We start from the raw sequence: 17879 nt of genomic DNA on the forward strand, positions 1-17879 counted from the left end.
AGGGAGGCACCGTGCCCGGAAGGCAGGCGCGAGCCCGCGCCACCGCACTTCCCCTCGCACTCGCGGCACTGCTCACGCCGGCCGTGACGGCGTGCGGCGGCACCACGACCGTCAACCAGTCCAAGGTGCCCGAGCAGCGCGTCGACCCCGCACTCCGTGCCCTGCTCCCGCGCGACATCCGCGACAAGGGATCACTCACCTCGGCTGTCGGCAACGACTACCCGCCGCTGTCCCTCCTGGACATCGACAACAAGACCGTCATCGGCGCCGAACCCGACCTCATCCGCGCGGTCGGCCAGGTCCTCGGCCTCCGCGTCCACCTGGTGCAGGCGAACTTCGACAGCATCATCGGCGGGGTCAGGTCCCACCGCTACGACGTGGCGATCCAGGCCATGCTCGACAAGAAGGAACGCCGGTCGCAGGTCACGTTCGTCGACTACATGAAGACCAGCAGCTCGATCCTCGCCTCCGAGAAGGCCGCCGGAACCATCCGCTCACTCGGCAGCCTGTGCGGCGGCCAGGTCGCCGTCGAGCAGGGCACTTCGCAGGTGGACGACGTGGCGGCGCAGGCGAAGAAGTGTGCCGCGAACGGCAAACCCGAGCTGGAGAAACTGGTCTTCCCCGACTCCGTCGGCTGCTTCCAGGCCCTGTCCACGGGCCGCGCCGACGCGTTCGTCGGCGGCACCCCCACCGTCGTCTACCAGGCCGAGATGTCGCACGGCAGGTTCCGCACGGCCGACGAGCCGTACCGCTTCCTGCCCTACGGAATCCTGATCAACAAGGAGGAGCGGACCTTGGTACGGGCTGTCCGCGGTGCCCTGCAGAAACTCATCGACAACGGCACCTACGCGAAGATCCTCAAGGCATGGAACATCGCCTCCGGGGCCCTGAAGCGCGCCACGGTGAACGGGGGAGCGGCATGACCGAGACCCTCACCCGGGCGGAGTCCGGCGGCACCGGTTCCGGGCCCGCCGCCGAGACCCTGCGCGCCGTCCCCGTGCGCCGCCCGGGGCTGCGCGTGGCCGCGGTCGCCGTGACCTTCCTGATGGTCTTCCTCCTGGAGGGCTGGATCACCAACCCCCGTATGCAGTGGGGGACCGTCGGCGAATTCCTCTTCTCGCCAGTGATCATGGAGGGGCTGCGGACCACCCTGCTGCTGACCGTCCTCGCCATGGCGGTGGGCATCGTCGGCGGGGTCGTCCTCGCCGTCCTGCGGATGTCCGCCAACCCGATCCTGTCCCGGCTCAGCTGGTGCTACATCTGGCTCTTCCGCGGCACCCCGCTGCTGGTCCAGCTCCTCTTCTGGTACTTCCTCTCCGCGATCGTCCCCACGATCGGCCTCGGCATCCCCTGGGGACCGACCTTCATCCAGGCCGACACCAACACCCTCATCACCCAGCTCACCGCCGCCGTCCTCGGCCTCGGGCTGCACGAGGCCGCGTACATGGCCGAGATCGTCCGCGCGGGCATCACCTCCGTCGACGACGGCCAGAGCGAGGCCGCCCAGGCGCTGGGCATGTCCCGCGGGCAGACCCTGCGCCGCATCGTGCTGCCGCAGGCGCTGCGCATCATCATCCCGCCCACCGGCAACCAGGCGATCTCCATGCTGAAGACCACCTCGCTGGTGTTCGCCATCGCCGTGCCCGAGCTGCTGACCTCCATCCAGGGCATCTACTCGCGCAATTTCCAGCAGGTGCCGCTGCTGGTCGTCGCCTGCTTCTGGTATCTGGTGGCCACCTCCGTGCTCAACGTCGGCCAGTACTACCTGGAACGGCGCTTCGGCCGCGGCACCAGCCGCACCCCGCCGCCCACCCCGCTCCAGCGGCTGCGCGCCGCGACCCGGAAACACCGTGAGGAGACCGCACGTTGACCTCCGCCCTGATCAGCGCCGAGAGCGTGCACAAGAGCTTCGGCCGCACCGACGTCCTCAAGGGCATCGACCTGACCGTCGCCCCCGGCGAGGTGATGTGCCTGGTGGGCCCGTCCGGGTCCGGCAAGTCCACCTTCCTGCGCTGCGTCAACCACCTGGAGACCATCGACCGGGGACGCCTGTACGTCCGCGGTGAACTCGTCGGCTACGAAGAGCGCGACGGCAAGCTCCACGAACTGAGCGAGAGGGCCGTCTCCCGGCGCCGCCGCGGCATCGGCATGGTCTTCCAGCGCTTCAACCTCTTTCCGCACATGACCGCGCTGGAAAACGTCATCGAGGCACCCGTCCAGGTCGCGAAGGAGCCGAAGGAACGGGCCCGCAGGCGCGGCGCGGAACTGCTGGACCGCGTCGGCCTCGCCGACAAGGCCCACAGCTACCCCGCCCAGCTCTCCGGCGGCCAGCAGCAGCGGGTGGCCATCGCCCGCGCCCTGGCCATGGAGCCGGAACTGATGCTGTTCGACGAGCCCACCTCCGCGCTCGACCCCGAACTCGTCGGAGAGGTGCTGGAGGTGATGCGCGCACTCGCCGACGACGGCATGACCATGGTCGTCGTCACCCACGAGATGGGCTTCGCCCGGGAAGTCGGCGACTCGCTGGTGTTCATGGACGACGGCGTCGTCATCGAAACCGGCCCGCCCGCGGACGTGCTGAGCGACCCGCGCCACGAACGCACCCGCGCGTTCCTCAGCAAGGTGCTCTGAAAGGTGCTCCGACCACCCCGGCACGCCCCCTTCCCCCGACTGCCACCGAAGGAGTCCGACATGACCCGTGCCCTCGTCATCGGCGCCGGAGTGATCGGCGCCGCCACCGCCCACCGCCTCGCCGAGGCGGGTGTCGGCGTCACCGTGCTCGACGCCGGCGGACCCACCCCGGGCACCTCGGGCGCCACCTTCTCCATCGACGTCACCCACCTGAAGACCCCCCACTCCTACTTCCTGCTCAACCAGCGCAGCGCCGCGCTCCACCGCGAACTGGAGCAGGACATCCACGCCCGCACCGGAGCCCCCGGCTGGCGCCACCCCGCACCGCTCGTCCAGTGGGGCCACACCGAGGACGAACAACGCACCCTCCGCACGCGCGCCGAGCGCCTCGCCGAGTGGGGCCACCCCTGCCGCACCGCCGACCCCGCCGAACTGCGCACCCTCGTACCCGCCGTCGACCCCGCCTCCTGCCGCGCCACCGAACTCGTCGTGCACGACGAGGCCACCTGGTACGACGCGCCCCTCCTCGCGCGCGCCCTCCTGGACCGGGCCGCGGCCCTGGGCGCCGACATCCGCTACGACACCCCCGTCACCGCCCTGCTGCGGGACGGGACCCGGATACGCGGCGCCGAGGCGCGCGGCCGGCGCTTCGAGGCCGACCACGTCGTCAACTGCGCGGGCCCCGGCGCCGGACGCATCGCCGAACTGGCCGGGATGCGGCTGCCGCTGCGCCAGATCCCCGGCCTGGTGGGCGAGTCCGTCCCCCTCGCCGAGCCACTGCGCGCCATCGTCGCCACCCCCGGCGTCGACCTGCGCCCCGCCCCGGGCAACCGGGTCTGCGCCATCTCCTGGCCGGTCGACGCCCTCCTCGACCCGACGCCGGCCACCCGGGTGCCGCCCGAAGCGGACCTCCTCAGCCGGTGCGCCGCCGTCCTGCCCGCCGTCCGCGCCCTGGGCGGCACCCGGGTCGGTGTCCGTCCCGTACCCGAGGACGGCCTCCCCCTGGTCGGCCCGCACCCCCAGGCACCCGGCCTCTACACCATCGCCACCCACAGCGGTGTCACCCTCGCCCCGCTCCTCGCCGCCCTCGCCACCGCAGAACTCACCACCGCCACCCCCGCACCCGAGCTGGCCCCCTACCGCCCCGACCGCGACACCTCACAGCCCATCCGCGACGAAAGCCTGGCCGTGATGAGCGGCCACCGCGCCGAAGCCGGCTGACCACCCCACCGGCCCGCGGGCGGTGGTCAGCACCGCCGGTATCCGCGAACAACCTCGCGAGGCCGGCCGACGGCCGCGGCGGACCTCGCGTGGTTTCACACGCCACCGGCACCCGTGTGCTGTCCCTGGCCGGGAGGGGCGGTGCTCTGTCGTACGACCAGCTGAGGAGTGGGCGCCTGCACGGAGCGGGGCTCGGGGCGCTCGGCCATGACGCGCAGCAGTTCGGTGGCCGTGAGCGTGCCGAGCGCGAAGGTGTCGCGCGTGAGCGCGGTGAGCGAGGGGTGGGCCATGGTGGTGAGTACGGAATCGTCGAAGGACACCACGGAGACCGCGCCGGGAACCGGGATGCCCATCTCGGTGGCCACCCCGAGCCCGGCGACAGCCATCACGTCGTTGTCGTAGACGATCGCCGTGTGGCGGGGGTCGGCTTCGAGCAGGCGGCGGGTCGCCGACGCGCCCTGGGCGTCGGAGTAGTCGGTGGCGACGGACGTCACGTCGATGCCGGTGGACTCGCGTACGTCGTCGATGGCCCGCAGACGGCGCCGGGTGTGCTGGTAGGCCACCGTGCCGCTGACGTGGCCGATGCGCCGGTGCCCGAGGGCCACCAGATGGCGCAGGATGCTCACCGTGGCGGCGTGGTCGTCCACCCAGACGCTGGTCAGCGGCATCGGTTTGCCGTGGCTTCCCAGCACCACGGCCGGGATGCCCAGATCGGCGACGAGTTGGGGCCGGACGTCGTCGACCGCGAGGTCGAGCAGGACGAGGCCGTCCACCCGGTGCTCGGCGGCCCAGCGCCGATAGACCGCCACCTGGGTCTCGGTGTCCTCGACGATGAGTAACTGCGTGGCGATTCCCCGGTTGGACAGGCAGGACTGCAGGCCGGAGAGGAACTGGGCGAAGAAGGGCTCGACACCGAGCGTGCGGGCGGGACGCGCGATGACCATGCCGACCACGTCGTTGGCCGCGCCCTTGAGCGCCCGGGCGGCCAGGTGGGGGCGCCAGTTGAGTTCGTTCGCGACATCGAGGATGCGCTTGCGGGTCGCGTCGCTCAGCCCGGGGCGCCCGTTGACCGCGATGGACACCGCCGCGACGGAGACGCCCGCGAGCCGCGCGATGTCGGTGCTGCGCGGCCGGGGCGGCGAATCCTCGGCGCGCGGGCGGCCGGGGGAGCCCGAGCCCGCCCCGGCTCCTGACGAGGCACGGTTCTTCGGTGGCATCGACCCTCCATCGTGACCCACGTCGACTTTACGCAACCGTGATGATCCGCCGCGGTGACTGACGAACTGAAACGTATTAATCTGCGGCCACTCGCGATTCTACTAAAACGTATTAGACGACCTGTTGCTCCTCCTCTGCGGTGAGGACCACTCATGCACCGTCACTTCGGCAGGACACTTGAGCGGCTCGACCGCGTACGTCGTGAGCGCATCCTTCCCCGGCTCCACCGCCGCCTCGGGGACGTCGAGACCGAGGCATGGACGGTCGGGGACGACGGTGAGCCGGTGAGCCCCCGTCATGCGCTCGGGCTGATGACGGAGGCTCGGCGCGGCCGCCCCGACTACCGGCCCTTCGCCCTGGGGGAGGCATGGGGGCCCGCGTGGTCCACCACCTGGTTCCGCGTCAGCGGCCGGGTCGAGCCGCCGCTCCCCGGACCGGTCGACCTGCTGCTCGACCTGGGCTGGTTCGACCACTCCGTCGGTGGCCACTGCGAAGGCCTGGTCTTCACCCCGGACGGCACCATCGTCAAAGGTCTGCACCCGCGGCAGACCGCGATCCGGCTCGGCGAGGGGGACACCGGTCCCGGACTGCTCGGCCCGGACGGCCGCTTCGTGCTCTACGTGGAGGCCGCGGCGAACCCCCTGCTGCTGGGCCTGCCGCCCTTCGTCGCCACCGAGCACGGGGAGAAGGGCGCGCGGGAACCCTTCGAGCGGTTCCGGCTACGGCGCGCGGAGACCGCCGTGTTCTCGCCCGAGGTGCACGCCCTCCTGTCCGACCTGGACGTCCTCGGCGGGCTGGCCGCCGAACTCACCGAGGACGAACCGCGGCACTGGCGCCTGCTGTACGGCATCGAGCGCGCCCTCGACACCTACGACGCGGCGGACTCCGAAGCGAGCGCCCGCCGGGCACGCGCCCACCTCGCGCCACTGCTCGCCGCACCCGCGCACGCCTCCGCCCACCGGATCACCGCGGTGGGACACGCGCACATGGACTCGGCGTGGCTGTGGCCGCTCCGTGAGACGGTGCGCAAACTCGCCCGGACCGTCTCCAATGCCCTCGCCCTGCTGGACGCCCACCCGGATCTCGTCTACATCATGTCGGCGGCGCAGCACTTCGCCTGGCTCGAAGAGCACTACCCGGACCTCTTCGCGCGGGTGCGGCACCATGTCGAGCGCGGGCGGCTGGTGCCCGTCGGGGGCATGTGGGTGGAGCCGGACGGTGTCATCCCCACCGGTGAGTCCATGGTCCGCCAACTCACCTACGGCAAACGGTACTTCCTCAGCCGCTTCGGTATCGAGACGCGGGAGGTGTGGCTGCCCGACTCCTTCGGCTACTCGGGAGCGCTGCCCCAACTGGCCCGCCGGGCCGGGGCCCGCTGGTTCCTGACCCAGAAGATCTCCTGGAACGACACCACGGCCTTCCCGCACCACTCCTTCTGGTGGGAAGGCATCGACGGCACCCGGATCTTCACCCACTTCCCGCCCGCGGAGACCTACGCCGCCGAGGTCACCGCCCGCGAACTGCGCCACGCGGTCACCACCTTCAAGGACAAGGCCATCGCCTCCCACTCGCTGCTGCCCTACGGCTACGGCGACGGCGGCGGTGGCCCCACCCCGGAGATGGCCGAACGGCTGCGCCGCTTCGCCGACCTGGAAGGCGCGCCACGCGTGGAGTCCCGCACCCCGGCGCGGTTCTTCGAGGACGCCGAGGCGGAACTGCGCGAGGTCGAGTCGGCCGCACGGCCGCTGGCGCCCGTCCACCGGGGCGAGCTGTACCTCGAACTGCACCGGGGCACCCTGACGTCCCAGGTGGCGATGAAGCGGCACAACCGGCGCTGTGAATCGCTGCTCCGGGCGGCCGAGTACCTGGGTGCCGCGGCCACGGTCCTGCGGGGTGCGCCCTATCCGCGTGAGAGCCTGGACGAGATCTGGCGCGGCGTGCTCCTGCACCAGTTCCACGACATCCTGCCGGGCACCTCCATCAGCTGGGTGCACCGCGAGGCCCGCGCCACCTACCGGGCGACCGAGTCCCGGCTGCGCGGGCTCATCGGACAGGCGGCCAAGGAGCTGAGCACTGCGGCCCCTGGACGGACGGCGGGGCTGCTCCCTCCGTTCGTCCCGGCACGTCCCGCCGGTGCGGACCCCGTCCGCGTCACCGACGGGGAAGCCGGTGCCACCGTTCTGGACGACGGCCTGCTGCGGGTCGTCGTCGACGCCGAGGGCCACCTCACCTCGCTCCACGACCTGCGCGGCGGCCGGGAGGTGGTACCGCCCGGCGGGCGTGCGGGCGTACTGCAGCTGTTCCGTGACGAGCCGGTGCGATGGGACGCGTGGGACGTGGACCGCCACACCCTACGGAACTTCCAGGTGGTCGACGATGTCACCAGCCGGACGGTGGTCCACGACGGACCCGACGCCGGGGTCGAGGTCATCCGGCGCTTCGGCGCCTCGACGGCCACGCTGACCATGTGGCTGAGAGCGGGCACCGGCCGGTTCGAGACGGAGTGCGCGGTCGACTGGCAGGAGCGTGAGCGCCTGCTCAAGGTCGCCCTTCCGGTCCACGTCATGGCGCGGACGGCACGGTTCGAGACGCAGTACGGATACGTCGAGCGGCCGCTCCTGGTGAACACCGCGGAGCAGGACGCGATGTTCGAGGCCGCCATGCACCGGTACATCCAGGTGGGCGACGGCGACTACGGCGTGGCCGTCCTCAACGACACCATGTACGGCGCCGACGCGCGCGCCGACCGCGACGCCACCGTCGTCCGGCTGTCGCTGCTGAGGGGCAGCCGCTTCCCCGACCCCGACGCCGACGCGGGAACCCACCACTTCCGCTGGGCGCTGCTCCCCGGAGCGGATGTGCCCGCCACGGTCGAGGCCGCCTCCCTGTTCAACGCGCCCGACCTCCCGCCGCTCCCGCCACTGCCACCGCTGGTGGGAATCGAGCTGCTGCGCGGACACGCGGTCGTCGACTGGATCAAACTCGCCGACGACGGTTCGGGGGACCTCGTCGTGCGGGTCTACGAAACGCGGGGAAGCCGGGCGCGGGCCCAGCTCCGCCCCTGCGCGGAACTCGGCGCGGACGCCGTCGTCACGGAGACCGACCTGCTGGAACGCGAACTCGCGCCCGACGTGCCCGAAGCATCCGACGTATCCGATGTGCCCGACGTGCCCGGGGCGTCCGGGGCGCCCGGCGACGCCCTGCCCACCGCCCTGCCCCGGACACCGGCCGGTACGCCCCGCCCCGCCGACGGCGCGGCCCTGCACCTCGGCCCCTTCCAGGTGGCGACCCTGCGGATCGCCCCCCGACACGCACGCGCCACCACACACCCCGGACGAGGAGAAGACCAATGACGCCAGCGGGAAGACGGGCCGCGCGCATCGCGGGACTCGCTGCCGGATCGCTGATGCTGTCCGCCTGCGTCATGGGCGGCGGCGGGACGACGAAGGCATCGGACGGAAAGGTGTCCGGCAAGATCACCTTCCAGACCTGGAACCTGAAGAACGACAAGTTCACCTCGTACTTCAACGGCCTCGTCGCCTCGTTCGAGAAGGCCCACCCGGGCACCGACATCACATGGGTCGACCAGCCCGCGGAGGGCTACCAGGACAAGCTGTCGGCCGACGCCGCGGCCGGATCCCTCCCCGACGTCGTCGACATGGGGCCGGAGGCCGCCTACACCCTGGCGAAGGCGGGAGTCCTGCTCGACCTGAACAAGGCCGACCCGAAGGCCGAGGGCCGTTACGCCGGCAAGGCCTGGGAGGCCATGACGTTCAAGGGCCTGGACGGCGGCACGTACGGCTACCCGTGGTATCTGAACACCGGGCCGTCCTTCTTCAACAAGGCCCTGTTCACCAAGTGCGGTCTGAACCCCGGCAAGCTGCCCGCCACCTACGACGAGCTGTTCGACCAGGCGGAAACCATGGCCGAGAAGTGCTCGGACACGATGATGATCGCCCGGATGCCCGCCATCGAGACCTTCGGCGAGTACGGCGTGCCGCTCATGGACGCCCGCGGGAGCAAGTTCACCTACAACAACGCCAAGGGCGTGGAGTACGTCGAGCGGTTCCGCACGCTCTACGCCAAGAAGGGGATCGGCGAGGAAGCGCTGAACAACCTCCAGACGAAGGAGGTGGAGGAGTTCAAGGCGGGCCGCCTGGCCTACCTGCCCGGCAGCTCGTACACGCTGGACGACCTGAGGACCACCGCACCGGACGTGTACAAGAGCCTGGGCATCGGCCCGCGCATCAGCAACGGCGCCCCCAACATGTACCTGGAGTCCCTGGTCGTCAACGCGGCGAGCAAGAACCAGTCCCTGGCCACGGCCTTCGCCACGTACGTCACCAACTCCGCCAACCAGCTCACCTTCGCCAAGAAGGCCTCGGTCTTCCCCTCCTCCGCCGGGACGCTGGACGACGCGTACTTCACCAAGGACGACGGGAGTCCGGCCACCAAGGTGCGGCGGAACAGCGCCGCACAGGTGAGGAAGGCGGCCGTGTGGTGGCCGCCCGCGTTCTCCGGGGCGGCCGACAGCCAGACCCTGCGGGAGCAGATCGCCCAGGCGCTGCTGGGCAAAAAGTCCGTGAAGGCGGCGCTGGACGCCTCCGTCCGGTACTCCAACGAGCGCCTGAAAGCGGACAAGTGACCATCTCCCTTCAGCGCGGGACCCCCCTGAAGCGGGCCGAGCGCGCCGATCGCCCGTCCCGCCGCCGGGGGACCGTCCTGGCCACGCACCGCTGGAGCGTGACCCCGTGGCTGTTCCTGCTGCCGGGACTGACCGTCATCGTGCTGATGGTCCTGGTGCCGTTCGCGAACACCTTGGGACTGTCGTTCACGGACTCGACCCTGCTGCGGCAGGGCGGGTTCGTCGGCTGGGACAACTTCCGCCGGATGTTCGCCGACGAGCGGTTCACCACCGCCCTGCTGAACTCCACGCTCTACACGGTGTGCGTGGTGCCCTGCATGGTGGTCCTCCCGCTCGTCCTGGCCACCTTGGTGAGCAGCGCGGGACGGCTGACCGGCTTCTTCCGCACCACCATGTACCTGCCCGTGGTCATGTCGCCGGTGGTCGTCGGTCTGATCTGGACGAACATGCTCGACAAACGAGGCCTGGTCAACGCCCTGTTCTCCACGATGGACGCGGTGGCCGAGCCCGTCCCGTTCCTCACCGGCCGATGGCTGCTGCTCTTCAGCGCCATGTTCGTCACCGTGTGGACCGGCCTGGGCTACTACATGGTCATCTACCTCGCCGCCCTGGCCACCATCGACCGGAGCCTGTACGACGCGGCGGCGATGGACGGCGCCGGCGCGGTGCGCAGCTTCCTGGCCGTCACGGTCCCGGGCGTGCGTTCGACGATGGCGCTCATCGCCGTGCTGTCCTCCGTGGCGGCCTTCCGCGTGTTCGGCGAGGTGTACGTCCTCACCGGCGGCACCGGGGGAGTGGGCGGAGGCGATCTCACCATGACCATGCTGATCCAGCGCGAGGGGACCGGGCTGCAGGCGCGCACCGGCTACGCGGGCGCCATCAGCCTGTTCATGTTCGTGATCCTCGGCGGGATGCTGCTCGCGCAACTCGCCCTGCGGCGCAAGAGGAGTTCCTGATGGCCCGGCTCTCTCCGCGCACCCCCACCGTCACCGCCCGGCGGCGCAGGGCTTCGCCGGGCTCCGCGGCACGCTACCTGATCCTCGTGCTCATGGCCGTGCTCCTGGCGGGACCGCTGGTGTGGCAGCTCTCGCTGTCCCTCAAGGGCGCGGGGGAACCCCTCTACACACGGCCGCCCCGGCTGATCCCCCAACACCCCACGTTCGACCACTTCGCCACGGTGCTCGACCGCGTGCCCGTACCCCGCTATCTGCTGAACTCCCTGGCGGTGGCGGCCATGGCCGTGGTGGGCAACGTCGTGGGAGCCACCTGCGCCGGGTACGCGCTCGGCAAGCTGCGCTTCCGCGGCCGGGGCGTGGCCACCGCGATCTGCGTCGCAGCCCTGCTGGTCCCCTCCGAGACCGTCCTGATCGCGCAATTCCTCACCGTCAGGGCCACCGGGCTGGTGAACACGCTGTTCGGGGTCGCCCTGCCGACCCTGGTGGCGGCCCTGAACGTGCTGCTCATGCGCAACGCCTTCCGCAACCTTCCCGGCGAGCTGGAAGAGGCCGCCGTCGTCGACGGCGCCAACGCCTGGCAGCGCTTCATCCGGATCTCCGTACCGCAGGTCAAGGGCGTGATCGCGGTCGTGGCCATCTTCGCCTTCGTCGGCTCGTGGAACGACTTCCTCTGGCCCCTCATCGTCCTGTCGGACGAACAGAACTACACCCTCACCGTCGGCCTGAACCGGTTGCGCGGCACCTTCTACGACGACCCGCGCCTCATCGCGGCCGGCACCATCATCGCCCTGGTCCCCATCGTGGCGTTCTTCGCCGTCCTGCAGCGCCACTTCTTCCGCGGGCTGGAAGCCGGCGGCCTGAAAGGTTGAGATGCTGAGGTTTGGAGTCAACTACACGCCCTCCCAGGACTGGTTCTACTCCTGGCTGGCCCCGGACCCGGAGAACACCCGCCGCGACATGAAGGCCCTGGCGGGCCTGGGAATCGATCACGTGCGCGTCCTGCCGCTGTGGCCCGTGGTGCAACCGAACCGCACCCTGATCCGTCACCGCGCCCTCCAGGACATCCGCGCGGTCGTGGAAATCGCCGGCGAGGCCGGTCTCGACGCGAGTGTCGACGTCCTCCAGGGGCATCTGTCCGGCTTCGACTTCGTGCCCAGCTGGCTCGCGGACTGGCACCGTCGCAGCATGTTCAGCGATCCCGAAGCCATCGCCGCCCAGGCCCGGCTGGTCGAGGCGTTCGACGAGCAGCTGCACGATCTGCCCAACTTCCTCGGGCTGACCCTGGGCAACGAGGTCAACCAGTTCACCTCGGCGGTGCACCCCAACCCGATGGCCGCCACCCCGCACCAGGTGACCTCCTGGCTCGACGCCCTCCACGGCACCGGCCCGCGCGACCCCCGCCACTTCCGGCTCAACGCCGAATACGACGCCGTCTGGTACGCCGACGGCCACGCCTTCGTCCCGGCCCACTCCACACGGCACGGCCGGATGAGCGTCGTCCACTCGTGGATCTTCAACGGCACGGCGCAGGGCTACGGCGCCATGTCCCACGAGTCCGTCCACCACGCCGCCTACCTCATCGAGCTGTCCCGCGCCTTCGCCGCCGACCCCGCCCGTCCGGTGTGGCTCCAGGAGGTCGGCGCCCCGCTCAACCACCTCACCGAGGACCAGGCGCCCGACTTCCTCGAACGGACCGTACGAGCGGCGGCCGACAGCGAGGCGCTGTGGGGCATCACCTGGTGGTGCTCACACGACGTGGACCGCCGGCTCGCGGACTTCCCGGACCTCGAGCACAGCCTCGGTCTCATCGGCGCCGACGGCGCGGTGAAGCCGATCGGCCACCGCTTCGCCGCACTCGCCGCGGAACTCCGCGGCCGACCGCGCCCCTCGCCCCGGCGGGAAGCCGTCGCGGTCCCGGTCGACGGCGAGGACGTCCCCGTATCCCGCGCCGAACTGTCCCCGGGTGGCGGCGTGTTCGAGACATGGATGCGACGCGCCCGCGCCGGAGCACGTCCCGCCCTGGTCACGTCCGCCACCGCCGCCGACCCGGGCGCGCTGGGCGCCCGAGGCATCACCTCCCTCGTCCCCGCCGAACCGACCGGGCGTACCTTCTACACCTCGGTCAGCGACGCGGCCGTACTCGATCGGGCACACACCCATGCCGAACACTGAACACGACCCCATCACCGCCCCCGCCACCGTCGAACGCCTCCTCGCCGAGCTGACCCCACGGGAGAAGGCCGGCCAGCTCAACCAGCGCCTGTACGGCTGGCAGGCCGTCGAACGCGCCCCTCGGGGCGGCTTCCGGCTCACCCGCCGGGCCCGCGCCGAGATCGACCGCTGGGGCGGCCTCGGGGCCCTGTACGGGCTGTTCCGCGCCGACGCCTGGTCGGGCCGCTCCTGGCACGACGGCATCCGGCCCGAGGAGCGTGCCGAGGTCGCGGCCCTGGTCCAGGAGGAAGTGGCCCGGGCGGGCCGCCACCGCATCGGCGTGCTCCTCTCGGAAGAGGCACCCCACGGCCACCAGGCCCTCGGCGGAACGCTGCTGCCCACCAACCTGGCCGTCGCCGCGGGCTGGGACCCGGATCTGCTGACCGAGGCGGCGGCGGCCGTCGCCGCCGAGCTGGCGGCGAGCGGGGTGCATCTGGCGCTGGTCTCGGCGCTGGACCTGCTGCGCGACCCGCGCTGGGGGCGGGCCGAGGAGTGCTTCGGGGAAGACCCGCTGCTCGCCGCGGAACTCACCCGCGCCGTGGTGACCGGGATGCAGGGCGGGCACGACGGTGCGCCCGGCGCGGACGGCGTCGCCGTCGTGCTCAAACACCTGGCGGCCCAGGGCGAGGCGGTCGGCGGACGCAACGGCCAGTCCTCCGTCATCGGCCCCCGCGACCTGCGCGAACTGCATCTGCCGAGTGTCAGAGCAGCGGTCGAGGCGGGGGCGCTGGGCTTCATGGCCGCCTACAACGACATCGACGGCGTGCCCTGCTGCGCCAACCGCGATCTGCTCACCGGCTTCCTGCGCGCCGAGTGCGGGTTCGCCGGCGTCGTCATGGCGGACGGCCGGGCCGTGGACCGCCTGACCGCGATGACCGGAAGCCCGGAGGCCGCGGCCGTGGCCGCCCTCGAGGCCGGTGTGGACCTCTCGCTGTGGGACGAGTCCTTCGCCCTGCTGGAAACCGCCGCGGCCCGGGACCCCCGCGTGGCCGAGCTGGTCGACGCCGCCTGCCGCCGGGTGCTCACCCTCAAACACCGCCTGGGCCTGCTGCCGGAAACCCCCGGCCCGCCCCGGCCCGTGCCCGGCCGCGAGCGGCTCACCCTGGCCGGGCACACGACGGACCGGCTGTCCCGGCGCCTGGCCCGCCAGTCCCTGGTCCTGCTGCACAACCCGGACCGGCTGCTGCCGCTGGCCCCGCCATCCCTCACCAAGGTCGTGCTCGCCGGGCCCAACGCCCACGATGTCACCGCGATGCTGGGCGACTACGTGCCGCCGCTCCCCGCGTCATCGGCACTCTCCCTGGAACACGCGCTGCGCCGGGCGCTGCCCCACACCGAGATCGTGTGCCCGCCGGGCCCGCCCTCCCGGGCCGACCTGTGCGGCGCCGACGTCGTGATCCTCGCCCTCGGCGGGACGAGCCACCGCGCCTACGACGACGACTTCGCCGACAACGGGGCCGTCGCGGGCCACGCCGCGGTGGCGACCGCGGGAGAGGGCGTCGACCTCGCGGACGTGTCCCTGCCCGGAGGCCAGGACGACCTGGTCACCGCCGTACGAGCCCGCTCCGCCTGCCCCGTCGTCGCGGTGGTCGTCGCGGGCAGACCACACGTCCTCACCACCGTGACGGACCACACGGACGCCGTGCTGTGGGCGGGCTACCCCGGTCCCCACGGCGCCGCTGCCCTCACCGACGCGCTCCTCGGTGGCCACGAACCCGTCGGCCTGCTGCCGTTCACCGCGCCCCGCCACTCCGGAGCCGTACCCGTGCGGTACAACGACCGCCACGCGGCCACCGACGTCTACCGGGACGTACCGGACCCGGTACTGTTCCCCTTCGGGCACGGCCTGCGCTACGGGACCGTCGCCTTCGGCGACCTCACCGCCCACGTGTCCGAGCGCTCCGTACGCGTCGAAGTCGGTCTCACCAACCCCGCCCCCACCGAGGCCGAGGTCATCGTCCCCCTGTTCGGCCACCGCACCGGCGGGACGGTGCTGCCCCGGCGACGCGAACTCCTCGCCTTCCGCCGGGTCACCGTCCCGCCGCGCGGCCACCTCACCGTCGCCTGGGAGCTGCCCGCCGCGCGCTGCTTCGCCGAGGGCGCCACCGCACGGGCCCGCACAGACCTGTACGTGAGCGATCTGCGCACCACGATCCGCCCCCACCAGGGAAGCGAGGACATGGCATGGCACGACAACGGCGATACCACGGCAGCGGAAGACGGACCCCGGCCCGGATACGCACCGGCGCTCTGGCAGGGGCGCTGGCCCTGATCCTGGGCGCCGGCAGTGCCCTGGCGAGCGACACCCTCCCCTGGCCGGGGGAGAGCGCCGTCGGGGCCCACCAGCCCTACCAGCACGGCTACTCCTCCACCGATCTGCTGCGGTGGAACCCCGCCGACGACACCGACGCCGAGTTGCTGCGCGCCAAGGTGCCCCTCCAGACCCGCATAGCCCCCAACGCGGCGACCCAGCGCACACCGGCGCTTCCGGCCGACACCCAGATGCTCACCCTCGCGGGCGACTACGGCAACGCGTTCTTCGAAAGCCACCCGTACACAGGCGAGTTCAGCCAGTACCTCTTCAACTACTGGCAGTACGCCGACGTGTACGCGTCCTGGCACGGCATGCCCACCGAGGGGGTGCCCGTGGACTACTACGACCCGAACCTCGACTGGAAGGAGAAGTGGTTCGAGTTCGGGGCGGTCAACCTCCCCAACCCCGGCTACACCAACGCCGCCCACGCCAACGGCGTGCGGTCGCTGGGCTGCGTCTTCTTCTCCCCGAACGACCGGGGCGACCAGGCGTACACCGAACTGCTCCAGCGGGACGCCGACGGCACCTTCCCCGCCGCCGCCAAGCTCATCGAGGTCGCCACGTACTACGGCTTCGACGGCTACTTCATCAACCAGGAGGACGCGGTCGCCCCGGCCGACATCCCCGCCTACAAGAAGTTCCTCGAGCAGCTGCGCGACGGCGGCCTGTACGTGCAGTGGTACGACTCCATCGACAACTCCACCGGCAGGATCTCGTACCAGAACGAGTTCAACCCGGTGAACGGCCCGTTCGTCCGGGACAACGCCCAGGGTGACGTGTCCGACTCCATCTTCCTCAACTACTGGTGGAACAAGACCAAGCTCACCCGGTCGAAGGCCTACGCGAAGGGCCTGGGCCTCGACCCGCGCAGAAGCGTCTTCGCCGGTGTAGAGGCGGGCATGTACCAGTTCGACCAGCCGTACGACCTCGACGACAACCTCGACACCGACGGCGCCCCCATGAACGGCATCGCCACCCTCGGCGCCGACTTCGTCTCCTCCGACTACGCCAAGAAGACCGACGACACGGCCCAGTCGGCCGTCTTCGACCGGGAGCGCCGCTGGTGGACCGGCTCGTCCCAGGGGGCCACCACACCCGAGGGCAACTGGAAGGGCATCTCGAAATACATCGCCGAGCGCTCCGTCATCAAGGGCAGCACCTTCGCGACGTCCTTCAACACCGGGCACGGCCTGTCGACGTGGCGCGACGGCAAGCTCTCGGGCGACGCGGAGTGGGGCAACATCAACCTCCAGGACATCCCGGTGACCTGGCAGTGGTGGATCGACGCCGCACGCTCGCCCCTCGAGGCCGACTTCGACTACGGCCCCGAGTACACGCCCGCCGACCGCTTCTCGTACCAGAAGATCGGCGCCTACAACGGCGGCAGCTCCCTGGCGCTCAGCGGCACGCTCGACAGCGACAACACCGTCCGCCTCTACAAGACCGACCTGAGCGTCGAACCGGCCTCGACCCTCGACCTGACCTACACCAAGCCCTCGGCGGACGACGACTCCCAGCTGCGGCTCGCGCTGGTGCTCGCCTCCGACCCGGACAAGGTGGTGCAGGTGCCCCTGTCCGGCACCGGCAAGCGCACCAGCGGCTGGACCACCGTCTCCGCCGATCTGTCGAAGTACGCCGGTGAGCGCATCGCCTCCCTCGGCCTGGTCGTCGCAGCGGGGGCCCAGCCGATCAAGAACTACCAGGTCAACGTGGGCGCCCTGGCGCTGCACGACGGCGTCGACCGCACCCCGGCGACACCGAAGAAGCTGCGCATCGACCAGCTGCTGCCCGGCAGCGACGAGCTGTTCCTGTCCTGGCAGCGCAGCGACTACGACACGGTGCGCCGCTACGACGTCTACCTCGACGACACCTACCTCGGTGGCATCTACGACGACGTCTACTACGTCAAGCGGTTCACCGCCACCTCGGGGAAGCTGCGGCTCGTGGCGGTCGGCCCCGACGGCACCCGGAGCAAGCCCGCGACCGTCTCGTTCGACCTGTCCACCGCGCCGGCCGAGGTGACCGCCAAGGCGGCCCCCGACGGCACCCTCGAGGCGACCTGGGCCCCGAAGCAGACCGGTGAGCCGGTCACGGTGGTCGTCCGGGCCCTCGACACCTCCCATCCCTACACCAAGGAGGTCACGGTGCCGGGCAAGCGGTCGAGCGTGACCCTGACCGGCGTACCGGTCAACGGGGACAAGTACCTCCTCACGGTGAGGACCGCCGGTGGCACGGCCACCGGCGTACGTGGCGCCTTCGCCGACGCCGACATCAGCCCCTACCCCCGGTCCGCCGTGAAGGTCGCGGGGAACACCTTCACCTTCTCCCGTCCCACCCTCCCGGACTGGCACACCCTCACCGTCCTCGAAGACGGTCAGCCGAAGTCGTTCGCCACGACCTACGGTTCGGGGAGCAAACCGTACATCGTCCGCGGCCGCACCACCCGTGCGGCGATGACGGTGACGATGTCCAGCCCGAACAGCCAGGTCGTGGCGGTGCTGGAGGACTACGCCGGGAACAAGACCACCACGGTGCTGCGATCGTAAAGTCGTTGGCCATGGAATTCGGCGGTGCGAGGGCGTGCTCGCGTTCGAATTCCGTTGGCCTGGCGCATTGGTGAGGGTTGGTATGCGCCGGCCAGTTCGATGACCTGGCCCGGCGCGCTTTCTTGACGCCACCCGTG

General features: G+C 71.2%; 12 protein-coding genes. 11 read left to right on the forward strand and 1 reads right to left on the reverse strand.

Annotation, left to right across the window (positions count from 1 at the left end):
* Positions 1-11: 11 nt before the first annotated feature.
* From ASC60_RS24510 to ASC60_RS24525, 4 genes are read left to right on the forward strand one after another with little or no spacing between them, the layout of a single operon-like run.
* Complete coding sequence (locus tag ASC60_RS24510; RefSeq protein ID WP_055554511.1) at positions 12-923, forward strand: ABC transporter substrate-binding protein; 912 nt, start codon at positions 12-14, stop codon at positions 921-923.
* Positions 920-1870 (forward strand): amino acid ABC transporter permease, encoded by a 951-nt coding sequence (locus tag ASC60_RS24515; protein WP_055554513.1) that lies wholly within the window; start codon positions 920-922, stop codon positions 1868-1870. Before ASC60_RS24510 ends, ASC60_RS24515 begins: the two co-directional genes overlap by 4 nt.
* Before the next feature lie 8 nt (positions 1871-1878).
* A complete protein-coding gene (locus tag ASC60_RS24520; RefSeq protein WP_055554816.1) occupies positions 1879-2631 on the forward strand; it encodes an amino acid ABC transporter ATP-binding protein in 753 nt (250 codons plus the stop codon).
* Between the two features lie 60 nt (positions 2632-2691).
* Positions 2692-3852, forward strand: a complete 1161-nt coding sequence (locus ASC60_RS24525) for an FAD-binding oxidoreductase (protein WP_055554515.1) — start codon at positions 2692-2694, stop codon at positions 3850-3852.
* Between the two features lie 95 nt (positions 3853-3947).
* Here ASC60_RS24525 and ASC60_RS24530 read toward each other — a convergent pair whose 3' ends face one another.
* Complete coding sequence (locus ASC60_RS24530) at positions 3948-5069, reverse strand: LacI family DNA-binding transcriptional regulator (RefSeq protein ID WP_079038582.1); 1122 nt, start codon at positions 5067-5069, stop codon at positions 3948-3950.
* Between the two features lie 153 nt (positions 5070-5222).
* On the opposite strand from ASC60_RS24530, the gene ASC60_RS24535 reads away from it, so the two are divergent.
* The 7 genes from ASC60_RS24535 to ASC60_RS24565 are packed head-to-tail and all read left to right on the forward strand — an operon-like array spanning position 5223 to position 17742.
* Positions 5223-8423, forward strand: a complete 3201-nt coding sequence (locus ASC60_RS24535; protein ID WP_055554517.1) for an alpha-mannosidase — start codon at positions 5223-5225, stop codon at positions 8421-8423.
* Positions 8420-9715, forward strand: coding sequence for an ABC transporter substrate-binding protein (locus tag ASC60_RS24540; RefSeq protein ID WP_055554519.1), 1296 nt, complete (start codon positions 8420-8422; stop codon positions 9713-9715). Before ASC60_RS24535 ends, ASC60_RS24540 begins: the two co-directional genes overlap by 4 nt.
* The gene (locus ASC60_RS24545) at positions 9712-10671 is read left to right on the forward strand and encodes a carbohydrate ABC transporter permease (protein ID WP_055554521.1); all 960 of its coding nucleotides are present in this window, start codon (positions 9712-9714) and stop codon (positions 10669-10671) included. Before ASC60_RS24540 ends, ASC60_RS24545 begins: the two co-directional genes overlap by 4 nt.
* Positions 10671-11540, forward strand: coding sequence for a carbohydrate ABC transporter permease (locus ASC60_RS24550; protein ID WP_079038583.1), 870 nt, complete (start codon positions 10671-10673; stop codon positions 11538-11540). The genes ASC60_RS24545 and ASC60_RS24550 overlap by 1 nt, the downstream gene beginning before the upstream one ends.
* Before the next feature lies 1 nt (position 11541).
* Positions 11542-12843 carry a hypothetical protein gene (locus ASC60_RS24555; RefSeq protein WP_055554523.1) on the forward strand — a complete coding sequence of 434 codons (1302 nt, stop codon included), beginning with the start codon at positions 11542-11544 and terminating at the stop codon, positions 12841-12843.
* Positions 12830-15154, forward strand: coding sequence for a glycoside hydrolase family 3 N-terminal domain-containing protein (locus ASC60_RS24560; protein WP_055554525.1), 2325 nt, complete (start codon positions 12830-12832; stop codon positions 15152-15154). The genes ASC60_RS24555 and ASC60_RS24560 overlap by 14 nt, the downstream gene beginning before the upstream one ends.
* A complete protein-coding gene (locus ASC60_RS24565; RefSeq protein WP_055554526.1) occupies positions 15067-17742 on the forward strand; it encodes an endo-beta-N-acetylglucosaminidase in 2676 nt (891 codons plus the stop codon). The genes ASC60_RS24560 and ASC60_RS24565 overlap by 88 nt, the downstream gene beginning before the upstream one ends.
* Positions 17743-17879: the final 137 nt, after the last annotated feature.

The sequence above is a fragment of the Streptomyces sp. NBRC 110028 genome, assembly GCF_001417735.1.
Taxonomy (GTDB): Bacteria; Actinomycetota; Actinomycetes; order Streptomycetales; family Streptomycetaceae; genus Streptomyces.